Annotated in this window: 13 protein-coding genes and 1 tRNA gene; all 14 read left to right on the top strand. The window is 29.3% G+C overall.

Annotation, left to right across the window (positions count from 1 at the left end; all coding sequences use genetic code 11):
* Positions 1–55: 55 nt before the first annotated feature.
* Entirely contained in the window at positions 56–1,963 is a 1,908-nt protein-coding gene (locus BM549_RS08620) for an ABC-F family ATP-binding cassette domain-containing protein (RefSeq protein ID WP_290469902.1), read from the top strand.
* A gap of 79 nt (positions 1,964–2,042) precedes the next feature.
* A complete protein-coding gene (locus BM549_RS08625; protein WP_290469903.1) occupies positions 2,043–3,179 on the top strand; it encodes an HlyD family efflux transporter periplasmic adaptor subunit in 1,137 nt (378 codons plus the stop codon).
* The gene (locus tag BM549_RS08630) at positions 3,179–6,376 is read left to right on the top strand and encodes an efflux RND transporter permease subunit (protein ID WP_290469904.1); all 3,198 of its coding nucleotides are present in this window, start codon (positions 3,179–3,181) and stop codon (positions 6,374–6,376) included. Before BM549_RS08625 ends, BM549_RS08630 begins: the two co-directional genes overlap by 1 nt.
* On the top strand, positions 6,366–7,685 hold the full coding sequence (locus tag BM549_RS08635; RefSeq protein ID WP_290469905.1) for a TolC family protein: 1,320 nt from the start codon (positions 6,366–6,368) through the stop codon (positions 7,683–7,685). The genes BM549_RS08630 and BM549_RS08635 overlap by 11 nt, the downstream gene beginning before the upstream one ends.
* A 134-nt stretch (positions 7,686–7,819) precedes the next feature.
* Complete coding sequence (locus BM549_RS08640; protein WP_290469906.1) at positions 7,820–8,638, top strand: Two component regulator three Y domain protein; 819 nt, start codon at positions 7,820–7,822, stop codon at positions 8,636–8,638.
* A 79-nt stretch (positions 8,639–8,717) separates the two neighbouring features.
* Complete coding sequence (locus tag BM549_RS08645) at positions 8,718–8,900, top strand: CPXCG motif-containing cysteine-rich protein (RefSeq protein ID WP_290469907.1); 183 nt, start codon at positions 8,718–8,720, stop codon at positions 8,898–8,900.
* A gap of 119 nt (positions 8,901–9,019) precedes the next feature.
* A tRNA-Met gene (locus BM549_RS08650) sits at positions 9,020–9,092 on the top strand.
* A 53-nt stretch (positions 9,093–9,145) separates the two neighbouring features.
* Positions 9,146–10,501, top strand: a complete 1,356-nt coding sequence (locus BM549_RS08655) for a site-specific integrase (RefSeq protein WP_290469908.1) — start codon at positions 9,146–9,148, stop codon at positions 10,499–10,501.
* A complete protein-coding gene (locus tag BM549_RS08660) occupies positions 10,502–11,470 on the top strand; it encodes a hypothetical protein (RefSeq protein WP_013870180.1) in 969 nt (322 codons plus the stop codon). It abuts the gene before it with no gap.
* 199 nt (positions 11,471–11,669) lie between these two features.
* Positions 11,670–11,900, top strand: a complete 231-nt coding sequence (locus tag BM549_RS08665; protein ID WP_290469909.1) for a hypothetical protein — start codon at positions 11,670–11,672, stop codon at positions 11,898–11,900.
* Positions 11,893–12,927: an AAA family ATPase gene (locus tag BM549_RS08670; protein ID WP_290469910.1), complete on the top strand. Its 1,035-nt coding sequence runs from the start codon at positions 11,893–11,895 to the stop codon at positions 12,925–12,927. Before BM549_RS08665 ends, BM549_RS08670 begins: the two co-directional genes overlap by 8 nt.
* Positions 12,928–12,931: 4 nt before the next feature.
* Positions 12,932–13,132 (top strand): hypothetical protein, encoded by a 201-nt coding sequence (locus BM549_RS08675; RefSeq protein WP_290469911.1) that lies wholly within the window; start codon positions 12,932–12,934, stop codon positions 13,130–13,132.
* A 61-nt stretch (positions 13,133–13,193) separates the two neighbouring features.
* The gene (locus BM549_RS08680) at positions 13,194–14,063 is read left to right on the top strand and encodes a DUF6371 domain-containing protein (protein WP_290469912.1); all 870 of its coding nucleotides are present in this window, start codon (positions 13,194–13,196) and stop codon (positions 14,061–14,063) included.
* Positions 14,064–14,161: 98 nt separating this feature from the next.
* Complete coding sequence (locus BM549_RS08685; protein ID WP_290469913.1) at positions 14,162–14,794, top strand: hypothetical protein; 633 nt, start codon at positions 14,162–14,164, stop codon at positions 14,792–14,794.
* Positions 14,795–15,032: the final 238 nt, after the last annotated feature.

Raw genomic sequence — 15,032 nt, forward strand, 5'->3', positions numbered from 1 at the left:
ATAACACAAAGTTAAACTATAGTAATTAATTTTGTGTAACAAAGGTTACAATTCCATGCTCAATATCCATAATTTATCTATTTCATTTCAAGGCGAATATTTATTCGAAGACATTACTTTTAAATTAGGTAATGGTGATCGCGTGGGCTTAATAGGTAAAAATGGAGCAGGAAAATCTACAATGCTTAAAATATTATCTAAAGAGCTAGAACCAGACTCTGGGCAAATAGCCGCAGATAAAGAGCTAAAAATTGGATTTTTAAAACAAGATATAGACTTTGTATTTGGTAGAACTGTTTTAGAAGAATCTTACGAAGCTTTTACAGAAATTAAAGCACTAGAAGCTAAAATGGAAACGATAAACCAGCAACTAGCAGAGCGTACAGATTACGAAAGTGAAAGTTATAATCAATTAATGATTGATTTAAACGAAGTACAACACCAGTACGAAATTATAGGAGGTTATAATTATCAAGGTGATACAGAAAAAATTCTTCAAGGTTTAGGTTTTAAGCGTGAAGATTTTAATAAACTTACAGATACTTTTTCTGGCGGATGGCGAATGCGAATAGAATTAGCAAAATTACTACTTCAAAATAATGATGTTTTATTGCTTGATGAGCCAACAAACCATTTAGATATAGAATCTATAATCTGGTTAGAAGGTTTCTTAAAAAGTTATACTGGAGCAGTCGCTATTGTAAGCCACGATAAAATGTTTTTAGATAACGTTACAAATCGTACTATAGAAATATCTCTTGGACGTATTTACGATTACCCAAAACCTTACACAAAGTACTTGGTATTAAGAGAAGAGATTAGAACACAACAACTAGCATCTCAAAAAAACCAGCAAAAGCAAATAGAACAAACCGAAAAACTAATTGAAAAGTTTAGAGCAAAAGCTTCAAAAGCAACAATGGCTCAATCACTTATTAAAAAATTAGATAAAATAGATAGAATTGAGGTAGATGAAGATGATAATAGCGTTATGACCTTAAATTTTCCTGTATCAATAACACCAGGAAAAGTTGTAGTAGAGGCAAACAATATATCTAAAAGTTATGGTGAAAAACAAGTGCTATCAAGTGTAAGTTTAATGATTGAGCGAGATGCTAAAACAGCTTTTGTTGGTCAAAACGGACAAGGAAAAAGTACACTAGCTAAAATATTAGTTGGCGATTTAGAGCATAAGGGTAATTTAAAACTTGGACATAACGTTCAAATTGGATATTTCGCACAAAATCAAGCCGAATATCTTGATGGTAATAAAACCGTTTTAGATACCATGATAGATGCGGCAAATGAAACTAACAGAAGTAAAGTTAGAGACATTTTAGGATCATTTTTATTTAGAGGTGAAGAGGCAGAGAAATATGTTCGTGTACTTTCTGGTGGTGAGCGTAATCGTTTAGCGTTGGCAAAATTAATGCTACAGCCATTTAATGTGTTAATTATGGATGAGCCTACAAATCACTTAGATATAAAATCTAAAAATGTTTTAAAAGAAGCACTTCAGCGTTTCGAAGGAACATTAATATTAGTATCTCACGATCGTGATTTTCTTCAAGGTTTAACCTCTACAGTCTATGAATTTAAAGATGAAAAACTAAAAAAATATCTTGGAGATATAGATTATTATCTGGAAAAACGAAAAGTAGATAGTTTACGCGAAGTAGAAAAGCGAACTGTAGTTAAAGAACAACCAAAAGAAACTAAAAAACAAAGCTACGAGGAGCAGAAAAAACTAAAATCTTTAAATAACAAGCTAAGTAATACAGAATCTAAAATAAACCAGCTAGAAAAAGAGATAAAAGAAATAGATGTAGAATTAGCTACTAATTATGACGAAACCGTAGCAAAACCAGACTTTTTTGATAAATATCAAGCTAAAAAAGATGAACTAGCTAGGTTAATGGATACTTGGGAAACTATTACAATAGAACTAGAAGAGTACGCGTAAGCTTTTTAAGATTTTTTTAAGATTGTTAGACTAAACTATAGGCTAGATTTGTAGTCTAAGTATTTTAACCGTCAACCAAATGCGCAAAATTATCCTTATAATAATTGGTATTGCACTAATTATCGTTTCTTATTTCTTTGCTAAAAGTTTAATAGCAAACAAAAACAAACCAAAACCTGTAGTACCAAAAGTAGTAAAAACAGTATTAATAGACACTGTTAAAAACACTACAGTACCAATTGTAATTTCTGCCAACGGAAACCTTACCGCAAAGCAAAGAGTAGAATTATATTCTGAAGTTCAAGGCATATTTAAATCTGGTAGAAAACTTTTTAAACCTGGTCAAGAGTATAATAGAGGAGAAACTTTAATAAGTCTTGATGCCGCAGAATATTACGCGAGTGTACAATCTGCAAAAAGCAATTTATATAATAGTATTGCAGCAATAATGCCAGATTTAAGATTAGACTTTAAAGATGTTTACCAAAAATGGCAAACCTATTTAAATAATTTCGATTTAAATAAAACCACTCCAAAATTACCAGAAGTATCAAACGAGAAAGAAAATTATTTTATAACAGGTCGCGGTATTATAAGTGCTTATTATAATGTAAAAAACTTAGAACAGCGTTTAGCTAAATATAGAATTACAGCACCATTTTCTGGAATATTAACCGAAGCTTTAGTGACTGAAGGTACACTGGTGCGAAACGGTCAAAAACTAGGAGAGTTTATAAATCCATCTGTTTACGAAATGGAAGTTGCTATTAGCAAATCTTTTGCAGATGTTTTAAAAGTAGGAGAAAATGTAAGTTTAAATAACTTAGATAAAACAAAAACCTACTCAGGAAAAGTCTCAAGAATTAATGGAAGTATAGACGCTACAACACAAACTATAACTGTTTATATAGAAGTTAAAGATAAAGACTTAAAAGAAGGCATGTACTTAGAAGCTAATTTAGATGCAGAAAAAGTAGAAAATGCAATAGAAATTGATAGAAACCTATTATTAGATAGTCAAGAAGTGTATGTAATAAATGATAGTTTGCTAGATGTGATAAAAGTAAAACCTGTCCATTTTTCTAACGAAAAAGTGATTTTAAAAAATATTCCAAATGGCACTATTTTATTAAAAAAGCCAGTGCCAGGAGCTTATGCAGGTATGCGAGTGTCTCCAGCAAACAGTAATACAACTGCTAACGAAACCGTTCAATAATGAAAAAAATAATTGAATACTTTATTAGGTATCACGTTGCAGTAAACGTTATCATTCTTGCTTTTTTTGTATTTGGAGTAATAGGTGCATTATCTTTAAAATCATCTTTCTTTCCTTTAACAGAATCAAAAATAATTAATGTTTCAATTACATATCCTGGAGCTTCACCATTAGAGATAGAAGAAGGAATTGTACTTCAAATAGAAGATAATTTAAAAGGATTAAAAGGTGTAGATCGTGTTACCTCTGTATCTAGAGAAAATAGCGGAAGCATAACTGTAGAAATTGAAAAAGGAGAAAGCTTAGATTTTATGCTGCTTGAAGTTAAAAATGCAGTAGATAGAGTGCCTTCTTTTCCAACAGGTATGGAACCTTTAGTAGTATCTAAACAAGAAGCTGTTAGAGAAACTATTTCTTTTGCGCTAAGTGGTAAAGACATTCCTTTAGTAACATTAAAACAGTTAGCACGACAAGTTGAAACAGATTTACGGACGTTAGACGGTATTTCACAAATTGAAATCTCTGGATTTCCAGATGAAGAAATAGAAATTGCAGTTAATGAAAACAGTCTTTTAGCTTATAACATTACATTTAGTGATGTTTCTCAAGCGGTTGCAAATGCAAATATTTTAGTAACTGGTGGTAATGTTAAAACTGAAGCCGAAGAATATTTAATTAGAGCAAATAACAAACAATATTACGGTAGTGAACTTTCTAATATTATTGTAAAAGCAACTACAGATGGTAAAGTTGTTAGACTAAAAGATGTTGCAACAATTAGAGATCGTTTTTCCGAAACGCCAAATGCAACATATTTTAATCAAGAATTAGCGGTAAATATTTCTATAACAAGTACTAATAATGAAGACCTTATTTCTTCAGCAGATAAAGTAAAAGAATACATAGAAAGTTATAACCAAAAGTATGACAATGTAAGACTAGATGTTGTTAGAGATTTATCTATAACCTTAAACCAACGTACTCAATTACTAGCAGAAAATGCAATAGTTGGTATGTTATTGGTATTAATTTTCTTATCTATTTTCTTAAACACACGTTTGGCACTTTGGGTGGCATTTGGTTTGCCAGTATCGTTTTTAGGAATGTTTGTATTTGCTGGACAGTTTGATGTAACAATAAATGTATTATCCCTTTTCGGGATGATTATAGTTATTGGTATTCTTGTAGATGATGGTATTGTAATTGCCGAAAACATTTATCAGCATTACGAAAAAGGAAAAAGTCCAGTTCAAGCTGCAATAGATGGAACTTTAGAAGTTATTCCACCAGTAGTTTCAGCTATAATCACAACCTTATTAGCCTTTTCTTTGTTTTTCTTTTTAGATAGTAGAATAGGTGAGTTTTTTAGTGAGGTTTCTGTAATTGTAATATTAACACTAGTAGTATCTTTAATAGAGGCATTAATAATTTTACCTGCGCATTTAGCACACTCAAAAGCACTACGTATTAAAAAGGAAGAATTAAATGCTAAAAAATCTAAAGGCTTTTTCTCTATAATGCGAAATATAAATAAAGCCGGAGATAAGTTCATGAATTACCTTAGAGATAAGGTATATACACCGGTTTTAAATTTTGTACTAAGTTTTAAAATTTTATCATTAGGTATTTTTGTATCACTACTTATTTTAACATTTGGTTCTATTGGTGGTGGTATTATAGGTACTGCATTTTTTCCGCGTATAGCTAGTGATTCTGCAAATATAGAATTGGTTATGCCAGCAGGAACAAATGTGAAAATCACAGATTCTATAATATCTATGATAGAAGAGAAATCTTTTATTGTAAATCAAGAACTTACAGATAAATATTTAAAAGGAACAGGAAAACAATTATTCGAGAATACAATTGTAAATATTAGTAGTAGTTCAAGTGCCTCATTACGTATAAATTTATTACCTGGAGAAGAACGTCCAGATGCTATTCAGGCATTTTTAATTACTAAAAGACTAGAAGAATTAGTTGGTCCAGTAATTGGTCCAGAACGTTTAATTTATGGTTCAGGAGGTAATTTTGGCGGAAGTCCAGTTTCTGTATCACTTTTAAGTAATAATATAGAAGAGTTAAAAGCCTCTAAAGCCGATTTAAAAAAACACTTAGAATCTAATCCTTTATTAAAAGATATTGGAGATAACGACCCAGTAGGAATTAAAGAAATAAGACTAGAACTTAAAGAAAGCGCATACCTATTAGGGTTAGACTTGAGAACAGTAATGGCACAAGTGCGTTCTGGTTTCTTTGGTGCTCAAGCACAACGTTTTCAACGTGGTCAAGACGAAATTAGAGTTTGGGTACGTTATGATAAAAACAACCGTAATTCTATAAACGATTTAGATGCTATGCGTATTTTAACACCAACAGGTGAGCGCGTAACACTTAAAGACATCGCAAATTATAGCATAGTTAGAGGAGATGTTGCAATAAATCACTTAGAAGGTAAACGTGAAATTCAAGTATATGCAGATTTAAAAGATCCAAGTACTAGTAATACCGATATTTTAGATGATATAAAAACTAATTTCATACCGCAATTAAAATCTAAATACCCAACAATTAATGCATCATTCGAAGGCCAAAATAGAGAATTCAACAAGCTTTCAAGTTCTTTAGGAGTTGCGGGACCAATAATTTTATTGCTCATTTATATTACAATTGCATTTACTTTTAGAAGCTATTCGCAACCACTTTTACTAATACTATTAATACCATTTAGTATTACAGCAGTAGCTTGGGGACATTGGATTTCTGGATTTCCTTTAAATATTTTATCACTTTTAGGAATTATTGCTTTAATAGGAATAATGGTAAACGATGGTTTAGTTTTAATAGGAAAGTTTAATAGTAATTTACGTGAAGGTATGACGTTTGATATGGCAATATCTGAAGCTGGAAAGTCAAGATTTAGAGCCATATTTTTAACCTCTCTAACTACCATTGCTGGTCTTGCACCATTATTATTAGAAAAAAGCCGACAAGCACAATTTTTAAAACCAATGGCAATTTCAATATCTTACGGTATTGGTTATGCCACAGTATTAACCTTATTAGTACTTCCGTTATTTTTATCATTTAGTAATAGTTTTAAAAAGAATAGTAAATGGTTAGTAACAGGAAAAGACGTTACTAGAGAAGAAGTTGAAAGAGCAATTATAGAACAAAAAGAAGAAAATGAACACTAAATTTCAATTTTTATTAGCCATAAGTTTTTTGTTTTGTGTTAGTAGTTTTTCACAAGAATTATTAACTAAAACCGAAGCAATAGCTAAAGCTTTAGATAATAATTACGGTGTAAAAGTTGTAAAAAACGATGTGGAAGTAGCCCAAAATAATGCGAGTATATTAAACTCTGGTTATCTACCAACATTAACAGCAAATGCAGGAGCAACCTATAATATAGATAATACCGAAGCAGAATTTTCAGACGGTTCAACAACAACATTAAATGGCGCCGAAAGTTCTCGCTATAATGCAGGATTAACTTTAAACTATACATTATTTGATGGTTTTGGGCGTAGTTACAATTACAAACGCTTAAAAGAGCAACATCAATTAACAGAGTTGCAAGCAAGGGAAACTATAGAAAATACAATAATTCAAATGTTTTCTGTATACTACAATGTAGCGCAATTATCACTAAATTTAGAAGCTTTACAAGAAACTTTAAACATTACAAAAGACCGTTTAACACGTTCCAAATATCAATTTGAATATGGGCAAAACACAAAGTTAGAAGTCTTAAATGCTGAAGTAGATATTAATAACGATAGTATTAATATTATAAATGCGAAGCAGGAATTAAAAAACGCAAAACGTGATTTAAAAGTTGTTTTAGGTGAATCATACATAGATAATTTTAATGTAGAAACCGAAGTGAATTTTACCTTAAAATTTCAAAAAGACAGTTTATTTAAAAAAGCAAAAGAGCGAAATGTAGCTTTACTTCAAACAGAAAAAAGTATATTAATTAGTGAGTTAGACATAAACTCTGGGAAATCTGCTTATCTACCAACCTTAGGTTTAGTAGGTAGTTATGGTTGGAATAGAAGTAATAATAATGCAGCATCATTTGTGGCAGTATCAACAAACACAGGTTTGTCTGGTGGTTTAAATTTAAGCTGGAATTTGTTTGATGGAGGTTCTACAATAACTAGAGTTAAAAATGCTAAAATTAATCTTGAAACTCAAAAATTACTTAGAGAAGATATCTTACTCTCTATAGAACGTGATTTTAATAATGCTTGGGATAATTTTATTAATAAATTAGAGATATATAATATTCAAGAAAAAAATATTATTACCGCCCAAAATAATTTCGACAGAACACGTGAAAAATTTAAAATCGGGCAAATTAACTCTATAGAATTCAGGCAAGCACAACTTAATTTATTAAACACAGAATTGAGTAGAAACCAAGCTAAATTTTCTGCAAAGCTTTCAGAATTACAGTTACTACAACTTAGTGGTGAATTACTAAACACGACATTTTAACGATAAAAAAAACCGTTAAAAGTGTTTTGTTGCTATTTATTAGAATTCAAACATGCATTTCATCGAAAAAAATTGCATTAAATGGTACATTGTCATATATTTACATCATAATTAGTTCCAAAAACTAAACCATTATGAAAACTTTAAATCTTACAATAATCTTCTTATTTGCAACTTTATTAAGTTTTGCAAGTATTTCTCAAACAGAAAAAGAAGCATTGTTAGCTTTGCATACTTCAACTAATGGTGAGCAATGGACTAAAAAATGGGATTTAAATAAAGCAGTTTCTAACTGGCATGGTGTAACTGTTGAAAATGATAAAGTTGTAGCATTAAATTTATCTTTCAATAACTTAACAGGAACATTACCTCAAGAATTAGGAAACTTAACTAACCTAAAAGCAATTAACTTTGGTTTTAATAAATTAACTGGAGCATTACCAAATAGTATTTCAAACTTAAAAAACTTAAAATCTTTAGAGTTGTTTTTAAATAAATTTGAAGGATCAATTCCAGCAAGTTTAGGAAAATTAAAAAACCTTGAAGTTTTAGCTTTATATAGTAATAGTTTTACTGGTGAGATTCCAACAGCTTTAGCTAATCTTGAAAATTTAAAAGAATTACAATTAGGAAGTAACTTTTTAACAGGAGTTATCCCATCAGAATTAGGTTCATTATCTAATCTTAAAATATTAAGTTTAATTGATAATAATTTAGCAGGAGATATTCCTTTAGAATTAACAGATTTAGAAAACTTAGAAGAATTAATTCTTTCTGAAAATAAATTAACAGGAAATTTACCATTACAATTTAGTCAATTAAAAAACCTAAGTACCTTAATGGTAAGTGACAACAATATGGATGTAGAATATGCTACTGTTGTAGAAGACAGAACTAGCCTAAGAAACTCAATAGTAACTTATAATGATACTTACGTGGTAGAGAGAGACTAAATTAATCTTAAAATATAATTAAAGAGTCAACTATTTTAGTTGACTCTTTTTATTTTTACATAAATATAATAATTCATTTATGTACGAGCATTTTTTTCAATGTCCATATTGCTGGGAAACCATATCAATGCTTTTAGATAGTAGTGTTAGAACACAAACTTATGTAGAAGATTGTGAGGTTTGTTGTAACCCAATTCAAGTTACACCGCAGTTTGAGGAGTTTCAACTTGTTGGTTTTGAGGTGGTAAATATTGAGCAGTAAATTTTATTAAATAAATGCTTGTTATATCTAAAAATGATTGTATATTTGCAGTCCTAAATAATTGGTCGGCATTATGAACCGAAAGTTAAAAGCTAAGTATATTATTTAAGAGATTAAATCGCGGGATAGAGCAGTAGGTAGCTCGTCGGGCTCATAACCCGAAGGTCACTGGTTCGAGTCCAGTTCCCGCTACTAAGCTTCAAGCTAATAAAATCAACGGATTGTGTCTCACAATCCGTTTTTTTATGTCTTCAATTTTCTTACATTTACAGAAAGTACACGATTTCGTACACGATTTCCCAATGAAGCTTAACTATTCTAAACCTAAAATTTATACAGGTGGTGTAGATATACATCGGTGGTCTAAACTGTCCAAAAAAGAACAAAAAGATGCGTTGTCTAAATATTGGTATGTTTATTATTCTTATAGAAATCCAAAATCTGGCAAGCTCGTAAGGCAGTCTAATATAAAAGGAGGTGCTAATCAATATAAAGATAAGCAAAGTAGGTACCATGTGCTTAAAATGCTAAAGAAAGGATTAGAAATTGTACTACAAGATGGTTTTAGTCCGTATAATATAAATGTATCACTAGAAGAATATATTCAGCAAAAACTTCAAAACAAATCAAACAGTAAAAATAAAAGTACAACTAGATTAGAAGCTATTCAAGACAGTAATGAAACTGAAGAAAATACTGTTGTATTAAATATTGAGGATGCTTTTAAACTTGGGCTGGACACTAAAAATAAGGTGTTAAATGAAAATTCTTATCCTAAATTTAAAAGCCGAATAAATAGGTTTAAAAAGTGGTTGCTTGAGAGTAATTTTGAAATGCAAAAATGTATTACAACAATTACTAAAAAGCATGTTATAGAATACCTTAATACTGTATTACAAAATTCAAGCCCTAGAAATAGAAATAATACAAGAACAGATTTATCTTCTCTTTTTCAAGTTTTAGAAGATAACGATGTAATACAAGAAAATTTTATAAAAAAAATTAATGTATTAAAAGCTATTCCAGAAAGAAACAAAACCTATAAGACAAGTCAATTAAAAGAAATACATGATTATTTAGATAAAGAAGATCCAATTTTAAGCTTGTTTGTCAAATTCATAGCCTTTAATACCTTGAGACCAATAGAGGTTTGTAGATTAAAAATAGGAGATTTAGATTTAGTTGATAAAAAATTATATGTTAGAGCTAAAAATAAGCCTGTAAAGGTTAAAATAATACCTGATATTCTGTTGAGTGAATTAGAAATTTTACATGGTAAAAAAACAGACTTATTACTTTTTACACCAAATAATATTGGAGGTGAATGGGATACGAATGAAAGTAATAGACGTGATTATTTTACTAAAAAATTTAAAAAAGTAAAAGACCATTTTGGTTTAGGTAAGAATTATGGATTGTATAGTTTTAGGCATACCTATATAACAATTATGTATCAAAACTTAGCCAAAACATTTACTCCTCACGAAGTAAAAAGTAAATTAATGTTAATAACCGGTCATGCAACAATGAATGCTTTAGAACAGTATTTAAGAGATATAGATGCTGTTTTACCAGATGACTACTCAAAACTTTTAAAATAAATGAAGCTTAAATATTTTGGTTTCTTAGACGAAGCACAAATAAAAAATCTTGATGAAGATTCTATCGTAAACTTATTAAAAGAAAAGAAGCTAATAACTTTTAGTGCTTCTATAGTTTCTAATGATTCAGTAAAAAGAGGTATATCTAAACTCTTCTATAAAAAGAAACACAAATTAAAAACAACTAATTATAATTACTCTAAGCATGTAGCTAAAGATTATATGTGTTTTTTATTACAACACTATTCTAGGCTTATTGAGAGTGATGTTTATAAGTATAAAAAAGACTTTGTTTTACAAACAAACCTCTTAACAGATAAGAAAATTAAAACGTTCGCTTCTAAAGACTTTAAAAACATCTTCGAAACAATTGTAGATGTAAAATATATTCCTTTAATGAAAAATCGTCATGGAGAAATTGGCATAAATAGGTTTGAACTAATAGATAGGGAAAGGGAATACAAATATATTGATAGGTTAAGAAACCAAAAAGAATCCATATATCATTATTTAGTTGGTAATACAGAATTTTTTGATATTACTTTTTTTGATGAAAATCCATGGTTACAAGAAATTATAGATTTTGAAATAGGTTCAAGAATATTAAAATACTTGAATGATAAGTTTCTGTTTGAAGTTAAGGATTCATCAAAAAATAATGAAAAGGCAAAAATTATATACGGACAATATAAAAGCGAATTTGAATCACTGGAGCTAATAAAATTTATCGTGACTCAAATTGAAAGTCAAGAAAATACGAATAGAGCATTTTATATTTCTTTATTTTACTTTTTTAAAAAAGATCTTAATTTGCAAATGCCGAATGCTGACTTATTTACTCAGATAATTAATAATAATTTTAATGAAGACATAGGTACAATTAAGGAACCAAGTTCTTCATCGAAAAAACACATAGAAAGAAAAGAAACTCTAAAAAAAGAGTGGCAGAAATTCAATTCTAGAATGTAGAAATTATAAAATTCCCCAAAAATCAAAAATTTCCCCTAAAAATAAGTGGATTTCCCCAAAATTTCCCCTTTTTTTTCCCTTTTTTAGAGTTGAGATGTTTCACAATTTGCAACTAGTTAAATCTTATTAGCTAGTGCTAAATGATATATACTTTTTAATAAGCATTTAACTATTAAATGATTAATTAATATAAGTATAAATGAAAACAACAATCAATTTTAGAGTAACGTGTGACGTTAAAGAACAGCTTGAAATTTTATCAGAAGAATATGACGAATCCATTTCAAAAGTCATAAGGGATATAATTATTCATAATTTAAGAAGGCGAGGCTTATTAGAAGAAGAGGAGCGAGAAGTGTTCTATATCAATTTAAGTGATTTAGATCTTTCTGAGGCTGTTACTAATAAAAATTTTAAGGACGATGAATGATTCAGCAATTCAAAAGATTGCTGATGATATTCAGAGTAACGAAAGTAAATTAGAACTTTCAGCAGCTACTCAAGGTTGTCTTATTATTAAAAAGACAAAAAAATGGATAGAAGAGGCAAAGAAACGACCAATACCAAATATGCTATTTAGTGAATTCTGGTATGAAAATGAACTATGTATATTATTTGCAGATACCAATTTAGGTAAATCAATATTAGCAGTACAAATAGCTGATAGCTTGAGTAAGGGTAAGCCAATTTATGGTTTTAAATTAGAAGCTAAACCCAAAAAAGTACTTTATCTTGATTTTGAGCTATCAGATAAACAATTAGAAAATCGCTACTCTCTAGATTATACTAAGCACTATTCTTTTAGTGATAATTTTTTACGTGCAGAGTTAAATTCAGAATTAACACTTCCTAAAGGTTGTAATACAATTGAAGATTATATATGTGATACTTTAGAACAAACTGTCGATCATAACGAGGTTGAAGTATTGATTATAGATAATTTAACGTATTTGAATAATGATAATGAGAAAGCTAAATATGCTTTGCATTTAATGAAGGTTTTGAAAAAGCTAACTAAAAGTGCATCCATTTCAATTTTAGTACTATCTCACACTCCAAAGCGTGATAATTCAAAACCATTAACAAAAAATGATTTAGCAGGGAGCAAAATGTTGATGAATTTTTGTGACAGTTCATTTGCAATTGGTGAAAGTTCTCAAACTCATAACTACAGATATTTAAAACAAATTAAACAACGTAATACAGAGCAATTATATCATTCTAGTAATGTAATTGTGTGTAGTATAGAGAAAAACATCAATTTCCTAACATTCAATTTTATTGAATTTGATGAGGAAAAGTCTCATTTAAAATCACCTGTTTTAGGCAGTCTTGAGGATAGAGACGATAAAATGATTAAACTAATTAAAGATGGGTTAAGCAATGTTAAAATTGGGGAAGAATTAGGCATTAGTGAAAGTACTGTAAGAAAACGTCGCAAAAAATTAAACCTATAGTTTAATGCAGGCTACCGATGTATATAATATTGCTAAAGCACTTCCAAAAAAAGAGCTTAATAAGCTATATAAATTACTAGGTAGTTTACCAGAGATTAAAGAGAGTTCACCTATAACAAAAAGCAAACGTAAGAAGTTGCCAGATTTTACAGTAGATGATGCAATTGAATTTTTAATCGAAAATCATTTCAATAAAATAAAATAAGAAAAACTCGTACCATTCGTACTCCTGTAATAGTACGAGTGGTACGAACATAAAAAAGTGTATGAATTTTAAATATCAACTTGACAAATCAAGTAAAAAATATTATTGTCCAAATTGTAATAAGAAAACTTTTGTAAGATATGTTGATACTCAAAATCAACATTATATAAATGCAGTTGATGGTAGATGTGATAGGGAAAGTAAATGCGGTTATTTTAAGAAACCTAATAACAATAAATGTGTAACTTCTGTAATTTCTGGTAATACATTTATTAATAAACCAACGTATCACAAAGCAAGTTCTGTTTTACAAACTATAAATAATTGTAATACAAATAATTTTATAAACTATTTACGTCAACATTTTGTACCTATAGACATAAAACGAGTAAGTGAATTATACAAAATAGGTAATACAAATTATTGGAGAGGAGATACGGTGTTCTGGCAAATTGATAATCATAGAAAAGTTAGAGCAGGGAAAATAATGCTGTATGATTGTAATACAGGCAAAAGGATTAAAAAACCGTATAATCATGTTAATTGGATGCATAAAAAACTAAATCTAAATGATTTTGTATTACAACAGTGTTTATTTGGATTACACTGCATTACAAAACAAGAAAGCTACAAAACAATTTGTATTGTAGAAAGTGAAAAAACTGCAATAATAATGAGTATTATATTTCCTTCTAATATATGGATGGCAACAGGAAGTAAATCTAATTTTAAAGAGTCATTATTGTTGCCAATTAAAAATAGGCAAATTATAGCTTATCCTGATAAATCTGAATATAAAGCATGGTTAAATGTTTGTAGTCAATTAAATACTAAAGGATTTAAAATTATATGCAGTAAGCTAATAGAATCATCTAATATTAATGATGGTGATGATTTAGTTGATATTTGTCTAGAAAACTTAACTAAATAAAATATTGATGCAATATGAACTAGGTATATCTATTAACAACCTATTTATATAGAATGTTTTTTTGTACAACCGTAATAGGAATTTATTAGGTTGATAATATGTCTTTTAAAAAACTAAAAAGTTGCGATAACCTGCCAAAAATAAAATATATACAAACTTTAATAAAAGTTGGTATATACCGCCAAATTTGTTTGCTAACCGGTACAAAAATGATTATGTTTGGTATATATAATAGTTGGCATGCATTTAAACCCAAAACTCTGAAAGGAAATTTGAAACGAATTTTAATCATTATTGCTGTTCTATTTTTCGCATTCTTTTGCTATAAAGTCTATGATTTTTTATCATTTTCATGGCTAGGTGATGATTGCGGAATGGATGACGGACCATTTAATGCTGTAATGATTGACCCAATAAAAATATCTGAATCAGCACTAGAATTTGACTTATCTGATAATGGGAAATTGATAGTGGATAATCGAACTGATTCGCTATCACCTATTCTGACTTTAAAAGAAAACGGAATAGTCAAATGGACTTTAGATACTGATACTCGGAATACCAAAGAATACGCAAACACTCGAATTTGGAATATAAGAAAAGTGGAAATTTTGAATAAATCTGAACCAATAAGACTTCAATTCTTTGCGGACTGGACTTATGGTGCAGAATCGGGTGGAATGGAAATTGACAGAGAAAGTGGCGAAAACAGTTTCTGTTTGAGTTGGTAAAAATAAAAACGACATGCCAACACCGTGTATAATTCATTGCTAGTGCTCGCCTACTTGGAAATTCCTTCGGAATTTCCTCTGGTTCGTTTTTGTTTACTAATTTAGTTGCTGAAACACGCAACGAAATCATACACAAACACGTTAGGTTTAATTTCCCCAAACATAACGGAAGTGTTCGTAATTTTTAGATAAAGTAGTGTTGAATTATGGCTAAAGCCTCAAGTCTTAGCGATAATAA

The sequence above is a fragment of the Lacinutrix sp. MedPE-SW genome, from assembly GCF_001874145.1.
Lineage (GTDB): Bacteria > Bacteroidota > Bacteroidia > Flavobacteriales > Flavobacteriaceae > Lacinutrix.

Coding starts and splice junctions, on each gene's coding strand:
- BM549_RS08620 (WP_290469902.1), top strand. CDS start 56: ATGCTCAATATCCATAATTTATCTATTTCATTTCAAGGCGAATATTTA.
- BM549_RS08625 (WP_290469903.1), top strand. CDS start 2,043: ATGCGCAAAATTATCCTTATAATAATTGGTATTGCACTAATTATCGTT.
- BM549_RS08630 (WP_290469904.1), top strand. CDS start 3,179: ATGAAAAAAATAATTGAATACTTTATTAGGTATCACGTTGCAGTAAAC.
- BM549_RS08635 (WP_290469905.1), top strand. CDS start 6,366: ATGAACACTAAATTTCAATTTTTATTAGCCATAAGTTTTTTGTTTTGT.
- BM549_RS08640 (WP_290469906.1), top strand. CDS start 7,820: ATGAAAACTTTAAATCTTACAATAATCTTCTTATTTGCAACTTTATTA.
- BM549_RS08645 (WP_290469907.1), top strand. CDS start 8,718: ATGTACGAGCATTTTTTTCAATGTCCATATTGCTGGGAAACCATATCA.
- BM549_RS08655 (WP_290469908.1), top strand. CDS start 9,146: ATGTCTTCAATTTTCTTACATTTACAGAAAGTACACGATTTCGTACAC.
- BM549_RS08660 (WP_013870180.1), top strand. CDS start 10,502: ATGAAGCTTAAATATTTTGGTTTCTTAGACGAAGCACAAATAAAAAAT.
- BM549_RS08665 (WP_290469909.1), top strand. CDS start 11,670: ATGAAAACAACAATCAATTTTAGAGTAACGTGTGACGTTAAAGAACAG.
- BM549_RS08670 (WP_290469910.1), top strand. CDS start 11,893: ATGAATGATTCAGCAATTCAAAAGATTGCTGATGATATTCAGAGTAAC.
- BM549_RS08675 (WP_290469911.1), top strand. CDS start 12,932: ATGCAGGCTACCGATGTATATAATATTGCTAAAGCACTTCCAAAAAAA.
- BM549_RS08680 (WP_290469912.1), top strand. CDS start 13,194: ATGAATTTTAAATATCAACTTGACAAATCAAGTAAAAAATATTATTGT.
- BM549_RS08685 (WP_290469913.1), top strand. CDS start 14,162: ATGTCTTTTAAAAAACTAAAAAGTTGCGATAACCTGCCAAAAATAAAA.